This window comes from Streptomyces rubellus, from assembly GCF_036323805.1.
Lineage (GTDB): Bacteria > Actinomycetota > Actinomycetes > Streptomycetales > Streptomycetaceae > Streptomyces.
This window is the reverse complement of record NZ_JAZDCX010000003.1, coordinates 26124-48243: the sequence shown is the minus strand read 5'-3', so window position 1 is coordinate 48243 and position 22120 is coordinate 26124. Positions and strand designations below refer to the sequence as shown.

At 71.9% G+C, this 22120-nt stretch carries 17 protein-coding genes; 14 read left to right on the top strand and 3 right to left on the bottom strand.

Annotated elements, in window-relative coordinates; all coding sequences use genetic code 11:
• Window positions 1–55 precede the first annotated feature (55 nt).
• From V1L54_RS04295 to serA, 6 genes are all read left to right on the top strand, one after another.
• The gene (locus tag V1L54_RS04295; RefSeq protein ID WP_330116496.1) at window positions 56–1006 is read left to right on the top strand and encodes a 2-hydroxyacid dehydrogenase; all 951 of its coding nucleotides are present in this window, start codon (window positions 56–58) and stop codon (window positions 1004–1006) included.
• A 342-nt stretch (window positions 1007–1348) separates the two neighbouring features.
• Window positions 1349–4273, top strand: a complete 2925-nt coding sequence (locus V1L54_RS04290; RefSeq protein WP_330116495.1) for an EAL domain-containing protein — start codon at window positions 1349–1351, stop codon at window positions 4271–4273.
• Between the two features lie 285 nt (window positions 4274–4558).
• Window positions 4559–6433, top strand: a complete 1875-nt coding sequence (locus tag V1L54_RS04285) for an acetolactate synthase large subunit (RefSeq protein ID WP_330116494.1) — start codon at window positions 4559–4561, stop codon at window positions 6431–6433.
• Between the two features lie 32 nt (window positions 6434–6465).
• Complete coding sequence (ilvN, locus tag V1L54_RS04280; protein WP_330116493.1) at window positions 6466–6990, top strand: acetolactate synthase small subunit; 525 nt, start codon at window positions 6466–6468, stop codon at window positions 6988–6990.
• A 129-nt stretch (window positions 6991–7119) separates the two neighbouring features.
• Window positions 7120–8118, top strand: coding sequence for a ketol-acid reductoisomerase (gene ilvC, locus V1L54_RS04275; RefSeq protein WP_330116492.1), 999 nt, complete (start codon window positions 7120–7122; stop codon window positions 8116–8118).
• A 214-nt stretch (window positions 8119–8332) separates the two neighbouring features.
• Window positions 8333–9922, top strand: a complete 1590-nt coding sequence (gene serA, locus V1L54_RS04270; protein WP_330116491.1) for a phosphoglycerate dehydrogenase — start codon at window positions 8333–8335, stop codon at window positions 9920–9922.
• An 81-nt stretch (window positions 9923–10003) separates the two neighbouring features.
• Here serA and V1L54_RS04265 read toward each other — a convergent pair whose 3' ends face one another.
• A complete protein-coding gene (locus tag V1L54_RS04265) occupies window positions 10004–11296 on the bottom strand; it encodes a PucR family transcriptional regulator (RefSeq protein WP_330116490.1) in 1293 nt (430 codons plus the stop codon).
• A 216-nt stretch (window positions 11297–11512) separates the two neighbouring features.
• Here V1L54_RS04265 and V1L54_RS04260 point away from each other — a divergent pair, with 216 nt between their 5' ends.
• Both V1L54_RS04260 and pruA read left to right on the top strand, forming a co-directional pair.
• Window positions 11513–12439 carry a proline dehydrogenase family protein gene (locus V1L54_RS04260; protein WP_330116489.1) on the top strand — a complete coding sequence of 309 codons (927 nt, stop codon included), beginning with the start codon at window positions 11513–11515 and terminating at the stop codon, window positions 12437–12439.
• A gap of 51 nt (window positions 12440–12490) precedes the next feature.
• Entirely contained in the window at window positions 12491–14122 is a 1632-nt protein-coding gene (gene pruA / locus V1L54_RS04255; protein ID WP_330116488.1) for an L-glutamate gamma-semialdehyde dehydrogenase, read from the top strand.
• Window positions 14123–14213: 91 nt separating this feature from the next.
• Here the strand turns inward: pruA and V1L54_RS04250 are convergent, their stop codons facing one another.
• Entirely contained in the window at window positions 14214–14369 is a 156-nt protein-coding gene (locus V1L54_RS04250) for a hypothetical protein (RefSeq protein WP_330116487.1), read from the bottom strand.
• A 408-nt stretch (window positions 14370–14777) separates the two neighbouring features.
• Between V1L54_RS04250 and V1L54_RS04245 the strand changes: the two genes are divergently transcribed.
• The 6 genes from V1L54_RS04245 (at window position 14778) to V1L54_RS04220 (ending at window position 21552) form a co-directional block, all read left to right on the top strand.
• Window positions 14778–14909: a hypothetical protein gene (locus tag V1L54_RS04245; protein WP_330116486.1), complete on the top strand. Its 132-nt coding sequence runs from the start codon at window positions 14778–14780 to the stop codon at window positions 14907–14909.
• 105 nt (window positions 14910–15014) lie between these two features.
• Entirely contained in the window at window positions 15015–16052 is a 1038-nt protein-coding gene (locus tag V1L54_RS04240; RefSeq protein ID WP_330116485.1) for a 3-isopropylmalate dehydrogenase, read from the top strand.
• Window positions 16053–16318: 266 nt separating this feature from the next.
• Window positions 16319–17422, top strand: a complete 1104-nt coding sequence (locus tag V1L54_RS04235) for a branched-chain amino acid aminotransferase (protein WP_330116484.1) — start codon at window positions 16319–16321, stop codon at window positions 17420–17422.
• Window positions 17423–17793: 371 nt separating this feature from the next.
• The gene (cimA, locus tag V1L54_RS04230) at window positions 17794–19440 is read left to right on the top strand and encodes a citramalate synthase (protein ID WP_330116483.1); all 1647 of its coding nucleotides are present in this window, start codon (window positions 17794–17796) and stop codon (window positions 19438–19440) included.
• A gap of 209 nt (window positions 19441–19649) precedes the next feature.
• Window positions 19650–21233 (top strand): acyl-CoA carboxylase subunit beta, encoded by a 1584-nt coding sequence (locus tag V1L54_RS04225; RefSeq protein WP_330116482.1) that lies wholly within the window; start codon window positions 19650–19652, stop codon window positions 21231–21233.
• A 106-nt stretch (window positions 21234–21339) separates the two neighbouring features.
• Window positions 21340–21552 carry an acyl-CoA carboxylase epsilon subunit gene (locus V1L54_RS04220; RefSeq protein ID WP_330116481.1) on the top strand — a complete coding sequence of 71 codons (213 nt, stop codon included), beginning with the start codon at window positions 21340–21342 and terminating at the stop codon, window positions 21550–21552.
• A gap of 85 nt (window positions 21553–21637) precedes the next feature.
• Here V1L54_RS04220 and V1L54_RS04215 read toward each other — a convergent pair whose 3' ends face one another.
• Window positions 21638–21829 carry a hypothetical protein gene (locus V1L54_RS04215; protein ID WP_330116727.1) on the bottom strand — a complete coding sequence of 64 codons (192 nt, stop codon included), beginning with the start codon at window positions 21827–21829 and terminating at the stop codon, window positions 21638–21640.
• Window positions 21830–22120: the final 291 nt, after the last annotated feature.

The window sequence follows — 22120 nt, the reverse complement described above, 5'->3', positions numbered from 1 at the left end:
AGTCCCGGAACAGCTTCGGGACGGCTTCGGGAGAGCCTCCGGATAGCCTTCGGGCATGGCTTCCGCAGATGTCTGGCTGCCCGTCCCGCCCGCCGAGATCGGCGGTCTGCCGGACTCCCTCCACTACGTCCGGTGGGACGGCGAGGAGGAGTTCCCGGCGGATCCCGCGCGCTGCGTCTTCTACGCCGTCCCCTATCTGAAGGGCTCGGAGGTCGCCGTGCGGCCGCTGGCGCACATGCCGCGGGTGCGGGTGGTGCAGACGCTCACCGCGGGCACCGACCACGTGGCGTCCGCCGTGCCGGGACTGCCCCGGGGCGCGGTGCTGTGCAACGCCCGCGGGGTGCACGACGCCGGCACCGCCGAACTCGCGCTCACCCTCGCCCTCGCCTCGCTGCGCGGTGTCCCCGGCTTCGTACGGGCCCAGGACGAGGGCCGGTGGACGCCGGGTTTCCGGCCGGCCCTCGCCGACCGGACCGCGCTGATCGTCGGCTACGGCGCCATCGGCGCCGCCGTCGAGGAGCGGCTGGTCCCCTTCGAGGTGGAAGCCGTCCACCGGGTCGCCCGTACCGCCCGCGCGGCCCGGCGCGGCCCGGTGCACACCCTCGCCGAGCTGCCCCGGCTGCTGCCCGGTGCCGACGTGGTGTTCCTGACCGTCCCGCTGACCGAGACCACCCGCGGTCTGGTGGACGCGGACTTCCTGGCCCGGATGAAGGACGGCGCGCTGCTGGTGAACGTCGCCCGCGGCGCCGTCGTGGACACCGGGGCGCTCCTGGCCGAGCTGGAGTCCGGACGGCTGCGGGCCGCGCTCGACGTCACCGACCCCGAACCGCTGCCCGCGGACCATCCGCTGTGGCGGGCACCGGGTGTGCTGATCACCCCTCATGTCGGAGGTCCGACCTCCGCCTTCCTGCCGCGCGCCAAGCGTCTGCTCCGCTCCCAGCTGCGGCTTTTCGCGGCGGGTGAACCCCTGGAGCATGTCGTCGCCGTGGCGGGGGAAACCGGGTAGGAGTAACCGGGCGGGAAACCGGTCAGGGGGAAGACCACTCCAACGGGTGCCGTACGCTCCGGATACGGGCAACTGCGCATTGTATCTGCGATGCTGTTGTTCGTCACGCTGCGTAGAGGTGCTATGTCCCTGAGTGACTGACCTGGTGTATCGTCCGGTCCGGGGGCGTACCAGACCACGAGGGGGGACGGGCGACATGCACGGCCACCAGGCGAACTGCCGGACACATGACCAGTGTCGGACGGGTCGTCGGCCCGCGGGGCGACCCGCGGCGCCGCACACGACGCCGCGGACGGGGCTCCGGGCGCGGACGCGCCGCGCGCCGTATCCGGGAGCGCCGCGATGAGCGCCCGGGGGGCGGGTGACCGGGCCGGAGGGCTCTCCCGATTCGCCCTGGCCGCCGTGTGCGGGGTGTACGCGACGGGCGCGGCGCTCGGCTGGGGATCGGAGAGCGTGGCACTGGTCATGGGCGACTTCGGACTGAGCCTCGCGGCCTTCGTCGCGGCGGGCTCCTGTCTGCACTACGCCCGCACCCATCCCGGCAACCCGTTCCGGCCCGCCTGGGCGATGTTCGCGCTCTCCTCGGCGATGGCCGGACTGGGCAACGGCGTGTGGGGCTGGTACGAGGTGGTGCTGGGCACCTCCGTGCCCAGTCCCTCGGCCGCGGACTTCTGCTTCCTGCTCTTCGCGCCGCCGGCCATCTTCGGGCTGCTGGTGCTCGCCAAGCGCCCGGTCAGCCGGGCGGGCTGGACGTGCCTGGCACTGGACGCCTGGCTGATCGGCGGATCGCTGCTGACCCTGTCCTGGAGCCTGGCCCTCGACCACCCCTCGTACTGGCAGGGCGAGTCGCTCGCGCTGGTCGCCCTCTCCCTGGCCTATCCCCTGATGGACATCGTGCTGATCAGCATGGTCCTCGTCCTGCACTTCCGCCGCTCCGCCGCCCACCGCTCGGCGGTCAACACCGTCATCGGCGCCCTCGCCCTCACCGTCCTGTGCGACGCCCTGTTCACCTCGCCCCTGCTGCGGGAGAACTACTCCTCGGGCCAGCTCCTCGACGCGGGCTGGTTCGCCGGCTCCCTGCTGCTGGCGTACGCCCCCTGGGTCGGCGGCCGTGAGGGGGGCGGATGGCTGCGCGGCACCGACCGTCCGGCCGCCCGCACCGGCTCCCGGCCGGACTTCCGGCGGGCGGCCCGCCCGCCCGCCCCGGCCGGTGCCGCCACGGCGGGTTCACTGGCCGCCCTCACGCCGTACCTCGCCGCCGCCGTGTGCACCCTGGGCATCCTCTACAACGTCCGCGACGGCGGGGCCCTGGACAGGGTGGTGCTGCTGACCGGCTGCACCGTCGTGCTGGCCCTGGTGGTGCGGCAGGGCATCATGCTGGTGGACAACATCCACCTCACCCAGGAACTCGCCCAGAAGGAGAACCACTTCCGGTCCCTGGTGCAGGGGTCCAGCGATGTCATCATGATCGCCTCCCCGGCCGGGATGCTGCGCTACGTCTCCCCGGCCGCCGCGGGCGTCTACGGCCGTGAGCCGGACAAGCTGGTCGGCTCCGAACTCGCCTCCCTGATCCACCCCGAGGACCTCGGCCGGGTCCTGCACGAGATCCGCCGCTTCCTCGCCACCCCGCCCGAGGAGGAGCCCTCGGCCCGCGTCGAGTGCCGTATCCGGCACGCCTCGGGGCGGTGGCTCAACGTGGAGTCGACGATCAACCGCCACCAGGGCGGCCTGATCTTCAACAGCCGTGACGTGACCGAGCGGGTGCGGCTCCAGGCCCAGCTCCAGCACAACGCCTCCCACGACCCGCTGACCGATCTGCCCAACCGCGCGCTGTTCACCGAGCGGGTGCGCCAGGCGCTCGGCGGCCGCCGCCGCGGTGACGCCGAGGCGGGCCACACGGCGGTGCTCTACATCGACCTCGACGGCTTCAAGGCCGTCAACGACACCATCGGCCACCAGGCGGGCGACGAACTGCTGATCCACGCGGCCCGCCGGCTGCGGGAGGCGGTACGGGCCGGGGACACCGCCGCACGGCTCGGCGGCGACGAGTTCGCCGCTCTCGTCGTCGGGGACGGCGAGTGCGACCGCGCCGAGCGCGAGTACCGCGTCCTGGAGATCGCCGAGCGGCTGCGCACCGCCCTCTCCCGGCCCTACCGCATCGAGGGTGGTGAGGTGCGGGTCGCCGCCTCCATCGGGGTGGCCTTCGCCGAGCCCGGGGTGACCCCGGCGGTCCTGATGCGCCATGCCGACCTGGCGATGTACCGCGCCAAACAGGCCGGCAAGAACCGCGTCGAGCTGTACGCCCCCCAGCCGCAGGCCGAGGCTGTCCGCCGCGCCGAGCTGACCACCGACCGGCTGCGCGGGGCGCTGGCCGAGAGCGAGTTCGCGCTGCTCCACCAGCCCGTGGTCGAGCTCGCCGGCGGCCGGATCGCCTCGGTCGCCGCCCAGCCCCGCAGGCGCTCCGCCCGGGGCATCCTCTTCCCGCCCGCCGGCGCCCCCCACGCCCCGCACCCCGCGGGCACCGCCGGGGGCGGGACGGCCGAGCCGGTGCCCTGGCTGCTGCGCAGGGCCGTCGAGCAGGCCGCGGAGCGGCACCGCGAGGGTTTTCCCGTGCCGGTGTCCGTGCGGCTGGACCCCCGCCGCCTCACCGACCGCTCGACCACTCCGGCGGTTGTCGACTCCCTGCTGTCCCACCACGGGCTGCCGCCCGACGCCCTCCTCATCGAGCTCTCCGACAGCGACCCGCGGGTCTCCCTGGACGAGCTGGAGCTGTGGGTCACGGCGCTGCGGAGGCTCGGTGTCGGCATCATCCTGGACGGCTTCGGCGGTGGTCACGGTGCCCTCGCCGCGCTGCGCAGGCTGCCGGCCGATGCCCTGCGACTGGACCGTGCCCTGGTGGACGGGATCACGGAGTCCGCCCGAGTGCGCAAAATCACCTCCGGGCTGCTGCGGATCGCCGAGGACCTCGGCATGACCTCCGTGGCCGACGGTGTGGACCACGCCGAACAGGCCGCCGCACTGCGGGCCATGGGCTGCACCCATGCCCAGGGATCGGCCTTCGCCAAGCCGCTGGACGAGCACCGGCTGCGCCGTGCCCTGATCCGGGGCCGCTACCCGGTCGGTGCGGAACAGCACACGCAGGGCGCCGCCCGCTCGGTGGTGGTCGCCGGTTCCCTGCCCGTACGCAGGGGCGGAGCCGCCGGACCGGACCCGGTGGCGCATCCTCCGCTGCGCTCGAATAGTGAGACTTCCGTCCCACCGACTTGACACCCCAGGCGTCACCGGAGGAAGGTCAATGACATGCGCACCCGAATTCTCGTACTTGGCCGGCGCGTCGACTGACCCCGGGGCCGACCGCCCCGTGGACGACAGCGACGCGCTCCCCTCGCCTGCCTGACGGCACGAGGGGTTTTTTGTTGCACCAGCAGTCGAGAGCGGAAGCCGGTACAACGGTACGAACCGGTGCACGACCGGCTCCGGGCCGACAGGCGACCGACCCACAGCCATCCCACCACGAGTCTTCAGACCCTCACTCCCCGAGAAGAGACAGCGATGACCGAGCAGGCCACCGGGGCCCCCCGCCCGCAGCCGCGGGCCCGTACCGGAGGGGCGCAGCCCCAGACCGTCACCGTCGAGCACGTCACGGGCGCCCAGTCCCTCATCCGCTCTCTTGAGGAAGTCGGCGCCGACACGGTCTTCGGTATCCCCGGTGGCGCCATCCTGCCCGCCTACGACCCGCTGATGGACTCCGCCAGGGTGCGCCATGTGCTCGTCCGCCACGAGCAGGGCGCCGGGCACGCCGCCACCGGCTACGCCCAGGCCACCGGCCGGGTCGGGGTCTGCATGGCCACCTCCGGCCCCGGCGCCACCAACCTGGTCACCCCCATCGCCGACGCCCACATGGACTCCGTCCCGCTGGTCGCGATCACCGGGCAGGTGGCCTCCAAGTCGATCGGCACCGACGCCTTCCAGGAAGCCGACATCTGCGGCATCACCATGCCGATCACCAAGCACAACTACCTGGTGACCGACCCGGCCGACATCCCGCGGGTGATCGCGGAGGCCTTCCACATCGCCGCCACCGGCCGCCCCGGCCCGGTCCTGGTGGACGTCTCCAAGGACGCCCTGCAGGCCCGGACGACCTTCTCCTGGCCGCCGACCGCCGACCTGCCCGGCTACCGCCCGGTGACCAAGCCGCACGCCAAGCAGATCCGCGAGGCCGCCCGGCTGATCGCCGAGGCCCGCCGCCCGGTGCTGTACGTCGGCGGCGGCGTGCTGAAGGCGGGGGCCACCACCGAACTGAAGGTGCTCGCCGAACTGACCGGCGCCCCCGTCACCACCACCCTGATGGCGCTCGGCGCGTTCCCCGACAGCCACCCGCAGCACCTGGGCATGCCCGGCATGCACGGTACCGTCGCCGCCGTCACCGCCCTGCAGAAGGCCGACCTGATCGTCGCGCTCGGTGCCCGCTTCGACGACCGCGTCACCGGCAAGCTGGACTCCTTCGCGCCGTACGCGAAGATCGTGCACGCCGACATCGACCCGGCCGAGATCGGCAAGAACCGCACCGCCGACGTCCCGATCGTCGGCGACGCCCGCGAGGTCATCGCCGACCTGGTGGTGGCCGTCCGCGCCGAGCACGAGGCGGGCCGCACCGGTGACTACACCGAGTGGTGGCAGCAGCTGAACCGCTGGCGCGAGACCTACCCGCTCGGCTACGACCTGCCCGAGGACGGTTCGCTGTCCCCGCAGCAGGTCATCGAGCGCATCGGCGCGCTGGCCCCCGAGAACACCGTCTTCGCCGCCGGTGTCGGCCAGCACCAGATGTGGGCCGCCCACTTCATCAAGTACGAGAAGCCCACCACCTGGCTCAACTCCGGTGGTCTGGGCACCATGGGCTACGCCGTCCCGGCCGCCCTCGGCGCCAAGGCCGGCGTCCCGGAGCGCACCGTCTGGGCGATCGACGGCGACGGCTGCTTCCAGATGACCAACCAGGAACTGGTCACCGCCGCGCTCAACGGCATCCCGATCAAGGTCGCGATCATCAACAACGGTGCCCTCGGGATGGTCCGCCAGTGGCAGACCCTCTTCTACAACCAGCGCTACTCCAACACCGTGCTGCACAGCGGCCCGGGCGAGCAGGGGGAGCCGGGCGAGGGCGCCGCCCAGCAGCCCCGGGGCACCCGCGTCCCCGACTTCGTGAAGCTGGCGGAGGCGATGGGCTGCGTCGGCATCCGCTGCGAGGACCCCGCCCAGCTGGACGCGGTGATCGAGAAGGCCAACTCCATCAACGACCGCCCCGTCGTCGTCGACTTCGTCGTCCACGAGGACGCGATGGTCTGGCCGATGGTCGCGGCGGGCACCTCCAACGACGAGGTCATGGCGGCGCGCGGCGTCCGTCCCGACTTCGGCGACAGCGACGACTGAAGCCCTCACAGAGGAACGGAGCACCACGCCCGATGTCCAAGCACACGCTCTCCGTCCTGGTGGAGAACACCCCCGGCATCCTCGCCCGGATCGCCGCGCTCTTCTCCCGGCGGGGCTTCAACATCGACTCGCTCGCCGTCGGTGTCACCGAGCACCCCGACATCTCCCGCATCACCATCGTGGTGAACGTCGAGGACCTTCCGCTGGAACAGGTCACCAAGCAGCTCAACAAGCTCGTCAACGTGCTGAAGATCGTCGAGCTGGAGCCGTCCTCCGCCGTTCAGCGGGAACTCGTTCTGGTGAAGGTCCGCGCCGACAACGGGACCCGCTCGCAGATCGTCGAGATCGTCCAGCTCTTCCGCGCCAAGACCGTCGACGTCTCCCCGGAGGCCGTCACCATCGAGGCGACCGGCAGCGGGGACAAGCTGGAGGCCATGCTCAAGATGCTGGAGCCCTTCGGCATCAAGGAACTGGTCCAGTCCGGCACCATCGCGATCGGCCGCGGCGCGCGCTCGATCACCGACCGCTCGCTGCGCGCCCTGGACCGGACCGCATAGCGAGACCGGCACCCGTCCCCGCCCGCCCCGGCATACGGTGGCCCTGACGGCGGTCCCGGGGACGGGCCGATCGCATCCCTGACTCGTACGGCAAGACCCCCGTACAGCAAGAACAAGGAGATATCCGAAGTGGCCGAGCTGTTCTACGACGACGACGCCGACCTGTCCATCATCCAGGGCCGCAAGGTCGCGGTCCTGGGGTACGGCAGCCAGGGCCACGCCCACGCCCTGTCGCTGCGCGACTCGGGCGTCGACGTCCGGGTCGGCCTCCCCGAGGGCTCCAAGTCCCGCTCCAAGGCCGAGGAGCAGGGGCTGCGCGTGGTCACCCCGGCCGAGGCCGCCGCCGAGGCCGACGTGATCATGGTTCTGGTGCCGGACCCGATCCAGGCCAAGGTCTACGAGGAGTCCATCGCCCCGAACCTCAAGGACGGCGACGCCCTCTTCTTCGGCCACGGCTTCAACATCCGCTTCGGCTTCATCAAGCCCCCGGCCGGGGTGGACGTGTGCATGGTGGCCCCCAAGGGCCCGGGCCACCTGGTCCGCCGCCAGTTCGAGGAGGGCCGCGGCGTGCCGTGCATCGCGGCCGTCGAGCAGGACGCCACCGGCAGCGCCTTCCCGCTGGCCCTGTCGTACGCCAAGGGCATCGGCGGCACCCGGGCCGGCGTCATCAAGACCACCTTCACCGAGGAGACCGAGACCGACCTGTTCGGTGAGCAGGCCGTGCTGTGCGGCGGTGCCTCGGCGCTGGTGAAGGCGGGCTTCGAGACCCTGGTCGAGGCCGGCTACCAGCCGGAGATCGCCTACTTCGAGTGCCTCCACGAACTGAAGCTGATCGTGGACCTGATGTACGAGGGCGGCCTGGACAAGATGCGCTGGTCGGTCTCCGAGACCGCCGAGTGGGGCGACTACGTCACCGGCCCGCGGATCATCAACGAGAACACCAAGGCCGAGATGAAGAAGGTCCTCGCCGAGATCCAGGACGGCACCTTCGCGAAGAACTGGATGGCCGAGTACGGCGCCGGCCTGCCCAAGTACAACGAGTACAAGAAGGCCGACTCCGACCACCTGCTGGAGACCACCGGCCGTGAGCTGCGCAAGCTCATGAGCTGGGTCGGCGACGAGGACTGAGCGGGAACCGTCCGCAGGTGGGAGCGGCGGTCCGGCCGCCCGGCGAGCGGCCCCGGTGACCGGTCACCGGGGCCGCCCCTCCGTGGCTAGACTGCACAGCACAACAAGCGCGTCCAGGCTCACAGTGTCGTGCGTCTCCACGCGGCTGCCCACCTCCACCGACCGGCCGTCGGGACGCGGCCGTATCACGGACCAGTGAGGACTGAAGAGCGAAGTGAGCAAACCCGTAGTACTCATCGCCGAAGAACTCTCCCCGGCCACGGTTGACGCCCTCGGCCCGGACTTCGAGATCCGGCACTGCAACGGAGCCGACCGCGCGGAGCTGATCCCCGCCATCGCCGATGTCGACGCCATCCTGGTGCGCAGTGCCACCAAGGTGGACGCCGAGGCGATCGCCGCCGCCAGGCGGCTGAAGGTCATCGCCCGCGCGGGGGTCGGCCTGGACAACGTGGACGTCTCCGCCGCCACCAAGGCCGGTGTGATGGTCGTCAACGCGCCGACCTCCAACATCGTCACCGCCGCCGAGCTGGCCTGCGGCCTGCTGATCTCCACCGCCCGCAACATCCCGCAGGCGAACACCGCCCTGAAGAACGGCGAGTGGAAGCGCAGCAAGTACACCGGCGTGGAGCTGTCCGAGAAGACCCTCGGCGTCGTCGGTCTCGGCCGTATCGGTGTTCTGGTCGCCCAGCGCATGTCGGCCTTCGGGATGAAGATCGTCGCGTACGACCCGTACGTGCAGCCCGCGCGCGCCGCCCAGATGGGCGTCAAGCTGCTCTCCCTGGACGAGCTGCTGGAGGTGTCGGACTTCATCACCGTCCACCTCCCCAAGACCCCCGAGACCCTCGGCCTGATCGGTGACGAGGCGCTGCACAAGGTCAAGCCCGAGGTGCGGATCGTCAACGCCGCGCGCGGCGGCATCGTCGACGAGGCGGCCCTGCTCTCGGCGCTGAAGGAGGGCCGGGTCGCCGGCGCCGGCCTGGACGTGTACACCTCCGAGCCGTGCACGGACTCCCCGCTGTTCGCCTTCGACAACGTCGTGTGCACCCCCCACCTGGGCGCCTCCACCGGCGAGGCGCAGGAGAAGGCGGGCATCGCGGTCGCCAGGTCGGTGCGGCTGGCGCTGGCCGGCGAGCTGGTCCCGGACGCGGTCAACGTCCAGGGCGGCGTGATCGCCGAGGAGGTGCGGCCCGGACTGCCGCTGGCCGAGCGGCTGGGCCGGATCTTCACCGCGCTGGCCGGCGAGGTCGCGGTCCGCCTCGACGTCGAGGTCTACGGCGAGATCACCCAGCACGACGTCAAGGTGCTGGAGCTCTCCGCGCTCAAGGGCGTCTTCGAGGACGTGGTGGACGAGACGGTCAGCTACGTCAACGCGCCGCTGTTCGCCCAGGAGCGCGGTGTGGAGATCCGGCTGACCACCAGTTCGGAGTCCCCGGAGCACCGCAACGTGGTGACCGTGCGCGGCACCCTGGGCAGCGGCGAGGAGGTCTCGGTCTCCGGCACCCTGTCCGGCCCCAAGTACCTGCAGAAGATCGTCGCGGTCGGCGAGTACGACGTGGACCTGGCGCTCGCCGAGTACATGGCGTTCCTGCGCTACACCGACCGCCCCGGCGTGGTCGGCACCATCGGCCGCATCCTGGGCGGAGCCGGCATCAACATCGCCGGCATGCAGGTCTCCCGCTCCGAGGAGGGCGGGGAGGCGCTGGTCGCCCTCACCGTCGACGGGCCCATCCCGGCCCCGGTGCTCACCGAGATCGCGGACGAGATCGGCGCCACCTCGGCCCGCTTCGTCAACCTGGAGGACTGAGCACCGGCCGGTCCACCGCGGCGGCCCCGGCACGGACACCCACCGCGCCGGGGCCGTCGTTCCGGCTGCCGCCTCCCGCCGTCAGCTCTCCAGCAGCCTTACGGTCTTGAGCGCCATGTGCAGCAGCAGCCGGTCCTCGCCGTCGCCCAGATCGAGGCCGGTGAGCCGTTCCACCCGCGACAGCCGGTAGTACAGCGTCTGCCGGTGGACGCCGAGCGCCGCCGCGGTGCGGCCCGCCTGCCCCGCGTGGTCGAGGAACACCTCGGCGGTGCGGGCCAGCTCCCGGCGGCCGGGTTCCAGCAGGGCCCGTACCGCCGCGTCCGGCTGCCCCGCGGACGTGCCCGGGGACGCCCCGGGCGGAGCGGCGAGCGCGGTCAGCATCCGGTAGGGCCCTATCCGGTCCCAGCGCGCGACCGGCCCGAGACGGTTCTCCGCCCGTGCGGCCCGGGCCGCGGCCAGCGCCTGCCGCCAGGCGCCGGGCACCTCGGCCAGCCCTGTGCAGGGCGCGCCGATCCCCGCCACCCTCCCGCTCCGGCCGGCGTCCCCGTTCCCGCCGCCACCGGCGTACGGCGGGCGCAGCAGCCGTTCGGCGGCCGTACGGGCCGGGTCGAGACCGCCGGGCGAGAGCAGCCGGACGAGAACGGCCAGCCCCTCACCCGGTGGGCGCGGCCCCGCCCCGGGCACCGCACAGGCCGCGACCGCACCCGGCACCGCGCCGGGGATCCCCCCGCCGGCCCGGACACCCCGCTCCCGCCCGGCCCCGTCCCAGGGCAGTACGGCCACCACCGCCAGCGGCCCGGCCGCCACCTCGCCCAGTTCCCCGGCCAGTTCGGTCTCCGCCACCGCACGGTGCCCGCCGGCCGCGGTCAGCAGGGTGCGCAGCAGCCGGCCCAGCCGGGCGTCCGACCGTGACTCGGCGGCCAGGAGCGCGCCGATGCGATCGGCGGCGGCCCGTACGTCGGCCAGCCGGGGGTCGGTCAGCTCCAGTGCCCCGTCGTCCAGCAGCCAGATGTAGCCGAGGAGTACCCCGCCGTGCCGTACCGGCACACAGATCCGCCCCCGGAGCACACCGGCCGACGGGTCCGGCGGAATCCGCACGGGTTCCACCGCGCGGGTGATGCCGAAGCTCTCGAACCAGGCCCGTACCCGGGCGGTCGAGCGGCGCCGGAGGATCGAGCGGGCCCGGACCGGATCCAGCAGCGGGTCCGCGTCCTCCCCGCCGCCGTCCTCCCCGTTCTTCCCACCGTCACCGCCGCCGTCCTCGTCGCCGTGGGCTCCGAAGGCGATCAGTGCGAAGTCGCGGTTCTCCAGGGTCGCGGGTGTGCCGAGAAGGGCGGTCACCTCGTCGACCAGTGTCTGGTAGTCCTCACGCATCCCCCGCGCCGCCTTCCGCTTCCCGGGCCGCCACGGCCGTGCCCCCGTGGCCGCCACGGACCCCACCATTGTCGTACAGATGTCTGAGATCCGGGCCACGGATGCGTGACAGCTGTCGATGGCGGGCAACCGGAGCGTTCCCTAGGTTCGACGGTGACGGCGGGAAACCGTACCCGCCGGCCCGACACCCCCGAGTACCGTCCGAGGAGGTGCCCCGTGCTGGGTCCCGTGCTCCTCGCGGCCGCCCGCAGCGACAGCATCCGCCGCGCCGTCTCGGCCGCGCCGGTCACCCGTCCCGTGGTGGACCGCTTCATCGCCGGAGAGCGCCTGGACCAGGCCATGGCGACAGTCCGCTCGCTCACCGGCCGGGGGCTGGAGGTGACCCTCGACCATCTGGGCGAGGACGTGACCGACCGCACCGAGGCCCTGCGCGCCCGTGACGCCTACCTGGCCCTGGCCGGAGCCCTGCGGGAGACGGGGCTGGGGGCCCGGGCCGAGATGTCGGTGAAGCTCTCCGCCTTCGGCCAGGCCCTGCCGGGCGGCGACGACCTCGCCTACGCCAACGTCCTGCCGGTCGTCGAGGCCGCGGCGGAGGCCGGCACGACCGTCACCCTGGACATGGAGGACCACACCACGGCCGACTCCACCCTGGCGATCCTGGCGCGGCTGCGCGAGCGCTTCCCCGCCACCGGGGCCGTGCTGCAGAGCTGTCTGTACCGCACCGAGGACGACTGCCGGGAGCTGGCCGGGGAGGGCTCCCGGGTGCGCCTGGTGAAGGGCGCCTACCGGGAGCCCGCCACCGTCGCCCGCCAGGACAAGCACGAGGTGGACCGGGCGTACGTCCGCTGCCTGCGGATCCTGATGGCGGGGAAGGGCTACCCCATGGTTGCCTCGCACGACCCGCGGATGGTGGCCGTCGCCCAGGAACTGGCCCGGCGGGCCGGCCGCAAGCCGGACGAGTACGAGTTCCAGATGCTCTACGGCATCCGCACCGCCGAACAGGAGCGGCTGGCCGCGGCCGGCCACCGGATGCGCGTGTACGTCCCCTACGGCACCGACTGGTACGGCTACTTCATGCGGCGGCTCGCCGAACGCCCCGCCAACCTGGCGTTCTTCCTGCGGTCGCTGGCCACCCGGAACTGAGCGCGACGGCCGAACGCACCACACGACCGACCCCGAAGGAGGAAACGGCCCATGGACGCCGTGACCCAGGTCCCCACGCCGGTGAACGAGCCGGTGCACACCTACGCACCCGGTTCACCCGAACGCGCCCGACTGGAGGCGAAGCTCAAGGAGCTGTCCGCCGGTCCGGCCGACCTGCCGATGACCATCGGCGGGAAGCGGCGGATGGGCGGCGGCGAGCGCTTCGACGTCGTACAGCCCCACAACCACAAGGCGGTGCTCGGCACCGCCGCCCACGCCACCCGGCAGGACGCCCGGGAGGCGGTCGACGCCGCGCTCGCCGCGGCCCCGGCGTGGCGCTCGCTGTCCTTCGACGACCGGGCCGCGGTCTTCCTGCGGGCCGCCGAACTGCTCGCCGGTCCCTGGCGGGAGACGGTGGCCGCCGCCACCATGCTCGGCCAGTCCAAGACCGCGCAGCAGGCCGAGATCGACGCGCCCTGCGAGCTGATCGACTTCTGGCGCTTCAACGTCCACTACGCCCGCCAGATCCTGGCCGAGCAGCCGGTCACCAACTCACCCGGCGTGTGGAACCGGCTGGACCACCGCCCGCTGGAGGGCTTCGTCTACGCGATCACGCCCTTCAACTTCACCGCCATCGCCGGCAACCTCCCCACCGCCCCGGCCCTGATGGGCAACGTGGTCCTGTGGAAGCCCTCTCCCACCCAGACGTTCGCCGCGGTGACGGTGATGCGGCTGCTGGAGGAGGCCGGACTGCCGCCGGGCGTGATCAACCTGCTGACCGGCGACGGCCGGGAGGTCTCCGAGGTGGCGCTGGCCCACCCCGACCTCGCGGGCATCCACTTCACCGGCTCCACGCAGACCTTCCAGTACCTGTGGCGGACGGTCGGCGAGAACATCGCGACCTACAAGACCTATCCGCGACTGGTCGGCGAGACCGGCGGCAAGGACTTCGTCGTCGCCCACCCCTCGGCCGATCCGGCGGTGCTGAAGACCGCGCTGACCCGCGGCGCCTTCGAGTACCAGGGCCAGAAGTGCTCGGCCGCCTCGCGCGCCTACGTGCCGCGCTCCCTGTGGGAGGGCGGCTTCCGCGACGAGTTCACCGCCGAGGTCGAGGGCCTGACCATGGGCGACGTCACCGATCTGGCGAACTTCATGGGCGCGGTCATCGACGAGCGGGCCTTCGCCAAGAACAAGGCGGCCATCGAACGGGCGAAGGCCGACCCGGCCTGCGAGATCGTGGCCGGGGGCACCTGTGACGACAGCACCGGCTACTTCGTCCGCCCGACCGTGCTGACCTGCACCGACCCGGGCAGCGAGGTCTTCTGGCAGGAGTACTTCGGGCCGATCCTGGCGGTGCACGTCTACGAGGACGGCGACTGGGCGGCGGTGCTGGAGCAGATGGAGTCGGTGGCCCCCTACGGCCTGACCGGTGCCGTCATCGCCCGGGACCGCGCCGCCGCGGCCCACGCCTGTGAGGCGCTGCGCTTCGCGGCGGGCAACTTCTACATCAACGACAAGCCCACCGGCGCCGTCGTCGGCCAGCAGCCCTTCGGCGGCGGCCGGGCCTCGGGCACCAACGACAAGGCGGGCTCCAAGCAGAACCTGACGCGCTGGACCTCCACCCGCGCCATCAAGGAGACCCTGGTCCCGCCGACCGACTACCGCTACCCCCACATGGGCTGAACGCCGCGGTCTCCACACCGGCCCCGGCCCCGGCGCGCATGTGCCGGGGCCGGGGCCGGAGACACACGGGACGCGGGCGCGAGGGCGCCGCTCAGGAGCCGCGGAGCGGTCCGGTCCACGCCTGCCACAGAGCCTCGTCCAGGGTGTGTCCGGACGGGGCTTCCGAGTGCCCGGGGCCCTCGGGACGTTCTGGGTGCTCGTCGGCGGTCTCGACGGTCTCGGGCGCCTCGTGGGTGACAGCGGTCATGGTGCAGCACCTCCTCCTTGAAGTGTGGGCGGGCCGGTCGTCGCCGTACAAGCGACGGCGACGACGCCAGGCGCCGGTCCGGCGGGCGGAACGTTTCGGCTGTCCCGGCCTCCTCCGAACGGGTGAAGTGGCCGGGGTCACAGCGGAGAAACCGCAGCTCAGAGACATCTGCGGAAGGTCGCCGTCTCAGATAGTAGGAAGGCAAACTATTAGGCGGGACATCACAGCTTTCAGCCCTTACTTTGGTAGGAGCCGAACGTCTCGCTCCATCAGCGAATGGCGGATGAGCGCGGTGCCCTCCCGCAGGCGACCCCTGCCGCACCGGACGCTCCCGCCGCTTACGGCGCGCTGGACCCTTCTCCTTCTCTCCGGATCCTCCGGGTTCCCCGATCCCCCAGGGAGTCGACCATGGACGAGACCGCACGCCGCCGTGCCCGTCACCCCCGCGCCCACCGCAACGACACCGACCGCAAGAACGCCGCCGCCGCCCTCCAGCGGGCCCTGGACCGGCGCGACAACGGCGGCGCTCCCGGCCGCTGACCGGGCGCGCGCCACCCGAACGCCGGCCGTGCGCCGGCCAGGACGGGTGTTCCGCATCGTGGACGGTGCGTGTCATCTCCTGGGACGGCCGGTAAGGTCCCTCCCATGTCTCGCAGCATCAACCTCGCAGTGGTTCCCGGTGACGGCATCGGCCGGGAGGTCGTGGCCCAGGGGCTGAAAGTCCTCTCCGCCGTACTGCCGGGGGATGTGAAGCTGCGGACGGAGGAGTACGACCTCGGTGCGAAGCGCTGGCACGCGACGGGAGAGACCCTGCCGGACGCGGAGCTGGAGCGGCTGAAGACCCACGACGCGATCCTGCTCGGCGCGGTCGGCGACCCGTCGGTCCCCTCCGGGGTGCTGGAGCGCGGGCTGCTGCTCAAGCTGCGCTTCGCCTTCGACCACTACGTCAACCTGCGGCCCTCGAAGCTCTTCCCGAACACCGCGACCCCGCTCGCGGGCCGTCCCGAGATCGACTTCGTCGTCGTCCGGGAGGGCACCGAGGGCCCGTACACCGGCAACGGCGGCTCCCTGCGGACCGGCACCCCGGCCGAGGTGGCCACCGAGGTCAGCGTGAACACCGCCTACGGCGTCGAGCGCGTGGTGCGGGACGCCTACGAGCGGGCGAAGGCCCGGCCGCGGAAGAAGCTCACCCTGGTCCACAAGAACAACGTCCTGGTCCACGCCGGCCACCTGTGGAAGAACACCTTCGACCGGGTCGGCGAGGAGTACCCGGAGGTCACCACCGACTACCTCCACGTGGACGCCGCGACGATCTTCCTCGTCACCCGGCCCGAGCGCTTCGACGTGATCGTCACCGACAACCTTTTCGGCGACATCCTCACCGACCTCGCCGCCGCCGTCACCGGCGGCATCGGACTGGCCGCCTCCGGGAACATCAATCCCACCGGCGCCTTCCCGTCGATGTTCGAGCCGGTCCACGGCTCCGCGCCCGACATCGCCGGCACCGGCAAGGCCGACCCCACCGCGGCGGTCCTGTCCGTCGCGCTGCTGCTGCGCCACCGCGGCCTCGACACCGAGGCCGCGCGGATCGAGGAAGCGGTCTCCGCCGACCTCGCGGAGCGCTCCGCCCCCCGCACCACCGACGAGATCGGTGACGCTCTCGCGGTACGCGTAACCGGCTAGCGCCCCGCCGCACACCGCCGGCCGGGCCCGCCAGTGCCCGGCCGCTGTGCTACTCGGCGGTTGGGTGCGACCATCTACCCCAGGGCCGCCCATCCGTGCCCGCCGCACGGCACCTCGTTCCCCGACGTCTCCGGACAACGGACACGGGTCCGCCGTCCGCGCGGAAACTCGGATGTCCTAGTACCCGCGGAGCCCCGGACGTCCCGGCGCCGCGGGGGGCACGGGCGCGCGGTCCGCCAGGACACTCAGTGAAGGACGCGCTCACGATGACGACGCCCCGTATCGAATTCGACCTCAAGCCCTCCGCGCACCTGACGCCGGACGCGGAGCGCGAGGCGGTGCTCGCCGATCCCGGCTTCGGCCGGCACTTCACCGATCACATGATCACGATCCGCTGGACCGAGGGCCGCGGCTGGCACGACGCGCAGCTCCAGCCGTACGCCCCGCTCCAGATGGACCCGGCGAACATGACGCTGCACTACTCCCAGACGATCTTCGAAGGACTGAAGGCGTACCGCCAGGCCGACGGCTCGGTCGCGGTCTTCCGCCCGGACGCCAACGCCGAGCGCTTCCGGCGGTCCGCGCGCCGCATGGCCATGCCCGAGCTGCCGGCGGAGACCTTCATCGAGGCGTGCGACCTGCTGGTGCGGCAGGACCGGGCATGGGTCCCCGGCGAGGGGGAGCAGTCGCTGTACCTGCGGCCCTTCATGTTCGCCACGGAGGTCGGGCTCGGCGTCAGGCCCGCCAACGAGTACCTGTTCATGGTGATCGCCTCGCCCGCGGGCGCGTACTTCCCCAGCGGCGTCAAGCCGGTCTCGGTGTGGCTGTCGCAGGAGTACGTGCGCGCCGCCCCCGGCGGCACGGGCGACGCCAAGACGGGCGGCAACTACGCCGCCTCCCTCCTCGCCCAGGCCGAGGCCGCCGAGCACGGCTGTGCCCAGGTGGTGTACCTGGACGCCGTCGAGCGCCGCTGGATCGAGGAACTGGGCGGCATGAACCTGTACTTCGTGTTCGGGTCGGGCGGGGACGCCACCATCGTCACCCCCAAACTGACCGGCACCCTGCTGCCCGGCATCACCCGTGACTCGCTGCTGAGCATCGCCTCCGACCTGGGCTACCGCACCGAGGAGCGGCTCATCTCCGCCGAGGAGTGGCGCGGGGGCAACGCCGACGGCTCGATCAGCGAGGTGTTCGCCTGCGGTACCGCGGCCGTCATCACCCCCGTCGGCTCGGTGAAGTCCGCGCACGCGGAGTGGACCGTCGGCGACGGCGAGCCCGGTGAGATCACGATGCGGCTGCGGGAGGCGCTGCTCGCCGTCCAGACCGGCCGCGCGGCGGACCCGCACGGCTGGATGCACAAGCTGGGCTGAGCACCGCCGCGCCGCCGCCCGGGGTGTCCTGGCCCCGGGGTGCGGTCGGCGGGCCGGCCCGCCGACCGCACCCCGGCCATCCACATCGTGAGACCGTTTCCCGTCCGGACCGCATCCGTGCCAGACTGCGTCCATGCCCTCGTCCGCCATGATTATTGGCAGCAGGCGCGCCGGTCCGCAGTGACCGCCTCCGTACCACCCAGTGCGGTCGCGGACACCGTGTCCCAGACCCGCGCGCAGACCTCTCGCACCCGCGAGGGGTTTTTTCGTTTTCCGGCCCCATCCGGCCGGAACGAGGGCGTGAGGGATGATGGGGACAAGTGGAGCCGAACCTTCCGGAACTTCACTCATCCGACAGGAGCCAGACCAGCATGACCGAGACCGCGGACGCCCAGCACCCCGGTGACGCGTCACACGTCAGTGACGCGTTCCACGTCTTCGACACCACGCTCCGCGACGGGGCGCAGCGGGAGGGGATCAACCTCTCCGTCACGGACAAGCTGACCATCGCCCGTCATCTGGAGGACTTCGGCGTCGGCTTCATCGAGGGCGGCTGGCCCGGTGCCAACCCCAGGGACACCGAGTTCTTCCGGCGCGCCCGGGAGGAGATCGACTTCCGGCACGCCCGGCTGGTGGCCTTCGGCGCCACCCGGCGGGCCGGGGTGACCGCCGCGGAGGACCCGCAGGTGCGGGCACTGGTGGAGTCGCAGGCGCCGGTGGTCACCCTGGTGGCCAAGTCGCACGACCGCCATGTGGAACTGGCGCTGCGCACCACGCTGGAGGAGAACCTGGCGATGGTCCGCGACACCGTGGAGCACCTGCGCGCGGCCGGACGCCGGGTATTCGTCGACTGCGAGCACTTCTTCGACGGCTATCTGGCCAATCCCGAGTACGCCACGCGGGTGGTGCGCACCGCCCACGAGGCGGGCGCCGACGTGGTGGTGCTGTGCGACACCAACGGCGGCATGCTCCCCGCCCAGGTCCAGGCCGTGGTGCGGACCGTGCGCACCGACACCGGCGCCCGGCTGGGCATCCACGCGCAGGACGACACCGGCTGCGCGGTGGCCAACACCCTCGCCGCGGTGGACGCGGGCGCCACCCATGTGCAGTGCACCGCCAACGGCTACGGCGAGCGGGTGGGCAACGCCAACCTCTTCTCCGTGGTGGCCGCCCTCCAGCTCAAGTACGGCATGGCCGTCCTGCCCGAGGGCAGGCTGCGCGAGATGACCCGCGTCTCCCACGCCATCGCGGAGGTCGTCAACCTCACCCCCGACACCCATCAGCCGTACGTGGGCGTGTCCGCCTTCGCGCACAAGGCCGGGCTGCACGCCTCCGCCATCAAGGTGGACCCCGACCTCTACCAGCACATCGACCCCGAACTGGTCGGCAACCGGCTGCGGATGCTGGTCTCCGACATGGCCGGCCGCGCCTCCATCGAGCTCAAGGGCAAGGAGCTGGGAATCGACCTGAGCGGGGACCGCGAGCTGGTCGGCCGGATCGTGGCGCGGGTCAAGGAGCGCGAGCTGCGGGGCTACAGCTACGAGGCGGCCGACGCGTCCTTCGAGCTGCTGCTGCGCCAGGAACTGCTGCGGGAGGGGACGGAGGAACAGCCGCGGAGCTTCTTCACCACCGAGTCCTGGCGCGCCATCGTGGAGAACCGCCCCGACGGCTCCCACGCCAACGAGGCGACCGTGAAGCTGTGGGCAAAGGGCGAGCGCACCGTCTCCACCGCCGAGGGCAACGGCCCCGTCAACGCCCTGGACCGGGCGCTGCGGCTGGCCCTGGAGCGGATCTACCCCGAACTCGCCCAGATGGAGCTGGTGGACTACAAGGTCCGCATCCTGGCGGGCACCCATGGCACCGAGTCCACCACCCGGGTGCTGGTCACCACCGGCGACGGCAGGGAGGAGTGGTCCACCGTCGGTGTCGCCGACAACGTCATCGCCGCCTCCTGGCACGCCCTCGTCGACGCCTACACCTACGGGCTGCTGCGGGCCGGAGCGGAGCCCCAGGGCTGAGCGGCCGTCACGGAAGCTCAGCCGCACATCCGGAACGTGTTCGTCGCGCACTGTGGGAACTCCACAGTGCGCGACGCCGAAACTCGGAGTCTTCCCTGGTGTACGTGGTATCTGAGATGCAGTTCTGTCCAGCGTGGCCATGAATTCCGGGCGGAGACTGTACGAATCTGACGACGGTGAATGGCGGGGCCGTTTCGTAGGGTCTGTATATGACCGATCTGTCCCAGGCACCGACCGCGGCGGGTGACACCCGCGGCCGGGTGGCGGAGTTGCACGCGATCCGCGAGCAGGTACGGCGCGGCCCGAGCGAGAAGGCGACCGAGGCCCAGCACGCGAAGGGCAAACTGACGGCGCGTGAGCGGATCGAGCTGCTGCTGGATCCGGACTCGTTCCGGGAGGTGGAGTCGCTGCGGCGGCACCGGGCCACCGGCTTCGGCCTGGAGGAGAAGAAGCCGTACACCGACGGAGTGGTCACCGGCTGGGGGACGGTGGAGGGGCGGACGGTGTTCGTCTACGCCCATGACTTCCGGATCTTCGGCGGCGCGCTGGGGGAGGCCCACGCGGCGAAGATCCACAAGATCATGGACATGGCCATCGCGGCGGGCGCGCCCCTGGTGTCGCTGAACGACGGGGCCGGCGCCCGGATCCAGGAAGGCGTGGTGGCGCTGGCCGGCTACGGCGGGATCTTCCAGCGCAACACCAAGGCGTCCGGGGTGATCCCGCAGATCAGTGTGATGCTGGGGCCCTGTGCGGGCGGTGCGGCCTACTCCCCGGCGCTGACCGACTTCGTGTTCATGGTCCGCGAGACCTCGCAGATGTTCATCACCGGCCCCGATGTGGTCCAGGCGGTCACCGGGGAGGAGATCTCCCAGAACGGGCTGGGCGGCGCGGAGGTGCACGGGGCGACCTCGGGGGTGGCGCACTTCGTCTACGACGACGAGGCCACCTGCCTGGAGGAGGTGCGCTATCTGCTGTCGATGCTCCCGGCGAACAACCGGGAGAACCCGCCGGCCGCGGAGAGCGCCGACCCGGCAGACCGACGGTGCGAGGCACTGCTGGACCTGGTGCCGGCCGACGGCAACCGCCCCTACGACATGCGGGCGGTGATCGAGGAGATCGTCGACGACGGCGAGGTGCTGGAGGTCCACGAGCGGTGGGCCACCAACATCCTGTGTGTGCTGGCGCGGCTGGACGGCCAGGTGGTGGGGATCGTGGCGAACCAGCCGCGGCAGCTGGCCGGGGTGCTGGACATCGCCGCCTCCGAGAAGGCCGCCCGGTTCGTGCAGATGTGCGACGCGTTCAACATCCCGATCGTCACGCTGCTGGACGTGCCCGGCTTCCTGCCCGGCGTGGACCAGGAGCACGGCGGGATCATCCGGCACGGGGCGAAGCTGCTGTACGCGTACTGCAACGCCACCGTGCCCCGGGTGTCGGTGGTGCTGCGCAAGGCGTACGGGGGCGCGTACATCGTGATGGACTCCCAGTCCATCGGGGCTGACGTCACCTACGCCTGGCCGACGAACGAGATCGCGGTGATGGGCGCGGAGGGCGCGGCGAACGTGATCTTCCGCCGGCGGATCGCCGCGGCCGACGACCCCGACCAGACGCGGGCGGAGCTGGTCAAGGAGTACAAGGCCGAGCTGATGCACCCGTACTACGCGGCCGAGCGCGGTCTGGTGGACGACGTGATCGACCCGGCCGACACCCGCACCGTACTCGTCGACACCCTGGCGATGCTGCGGACCAAGCACGCCGATCTGCCCGCCCGCAAGCACGGCAACCCGCCGCAGTAGAGCGCCGGCCACCCCGGGGTCCGCCGGCGATCCGCCGTCCCCCGGACGAGACCCTTCCCGTCCCCCGTCCAGAGGCCGTCAGGCCGATCGTGTTGGAGAGTGTGCTGTGAGTGCTTCCGCCGCCGGAACCACCGGTGTGGTCCGTGTCGAGAAGGGACATGCCTCCGAGGAGGAGCTCGCCGCGGTCACCGCGCTGCTGCTGGCCCGCGCCGCCGCGGCCGGTACCGGCCCCGCCGTCGGCCCGCGCCGCGCTCCGGCTCGCTGGCGCCGGCTGGAGCGCGGTCTGGGCTACCGCGCCCCCCACAGCTGGCAGGGCTGACCCGCGCTGACCCCCCCCGGGCCCGTACAAGCCTCCGGCCCCGCATCCCCCTCCGGGGATGCGGGGCCGGAGCGGTCCACCGCGTTCAGCCGGCGGGGGCGTCCACCAGAACGGTCCGCCGCGGGTTGGCGGTCTGGGGCGGCAGGGCTGCCTCCGCGTCCTGCGCGTCCACCCGCTCGGCCCGGGGCGCCGGGGTGAGCTCGTCGGCGTTCTTCAGGTGGACCAGGGTGGTTCGCCGCGGGTTGGCAACATTGCGCATGATCATCGTCGTCTTCACGGACTCTGCCCCGTTCGCCTTCTTGTCGTTCACCACTGCTGTGTAAAGCTGAGCGTAAGGGTCCCTGTTCCCTGCCAGGGATGACTCAGGTAACGATCCGTCTGTGATTTTACTCACGACTCACCGGGCAAAAGCCGCATACCACCCCGCCATACCCTGGTTGGCCAATCGCCAAACAAGTGATTAATCGGTCATAGCGCCCTCTGGTGGCGCTACCGGGGCAGCGGGCGCTCTCGTGCTCCCCCGGGGGACTAGCTGCCAAAAGTCCGCAATGGGACTGTCGTCCCGCAC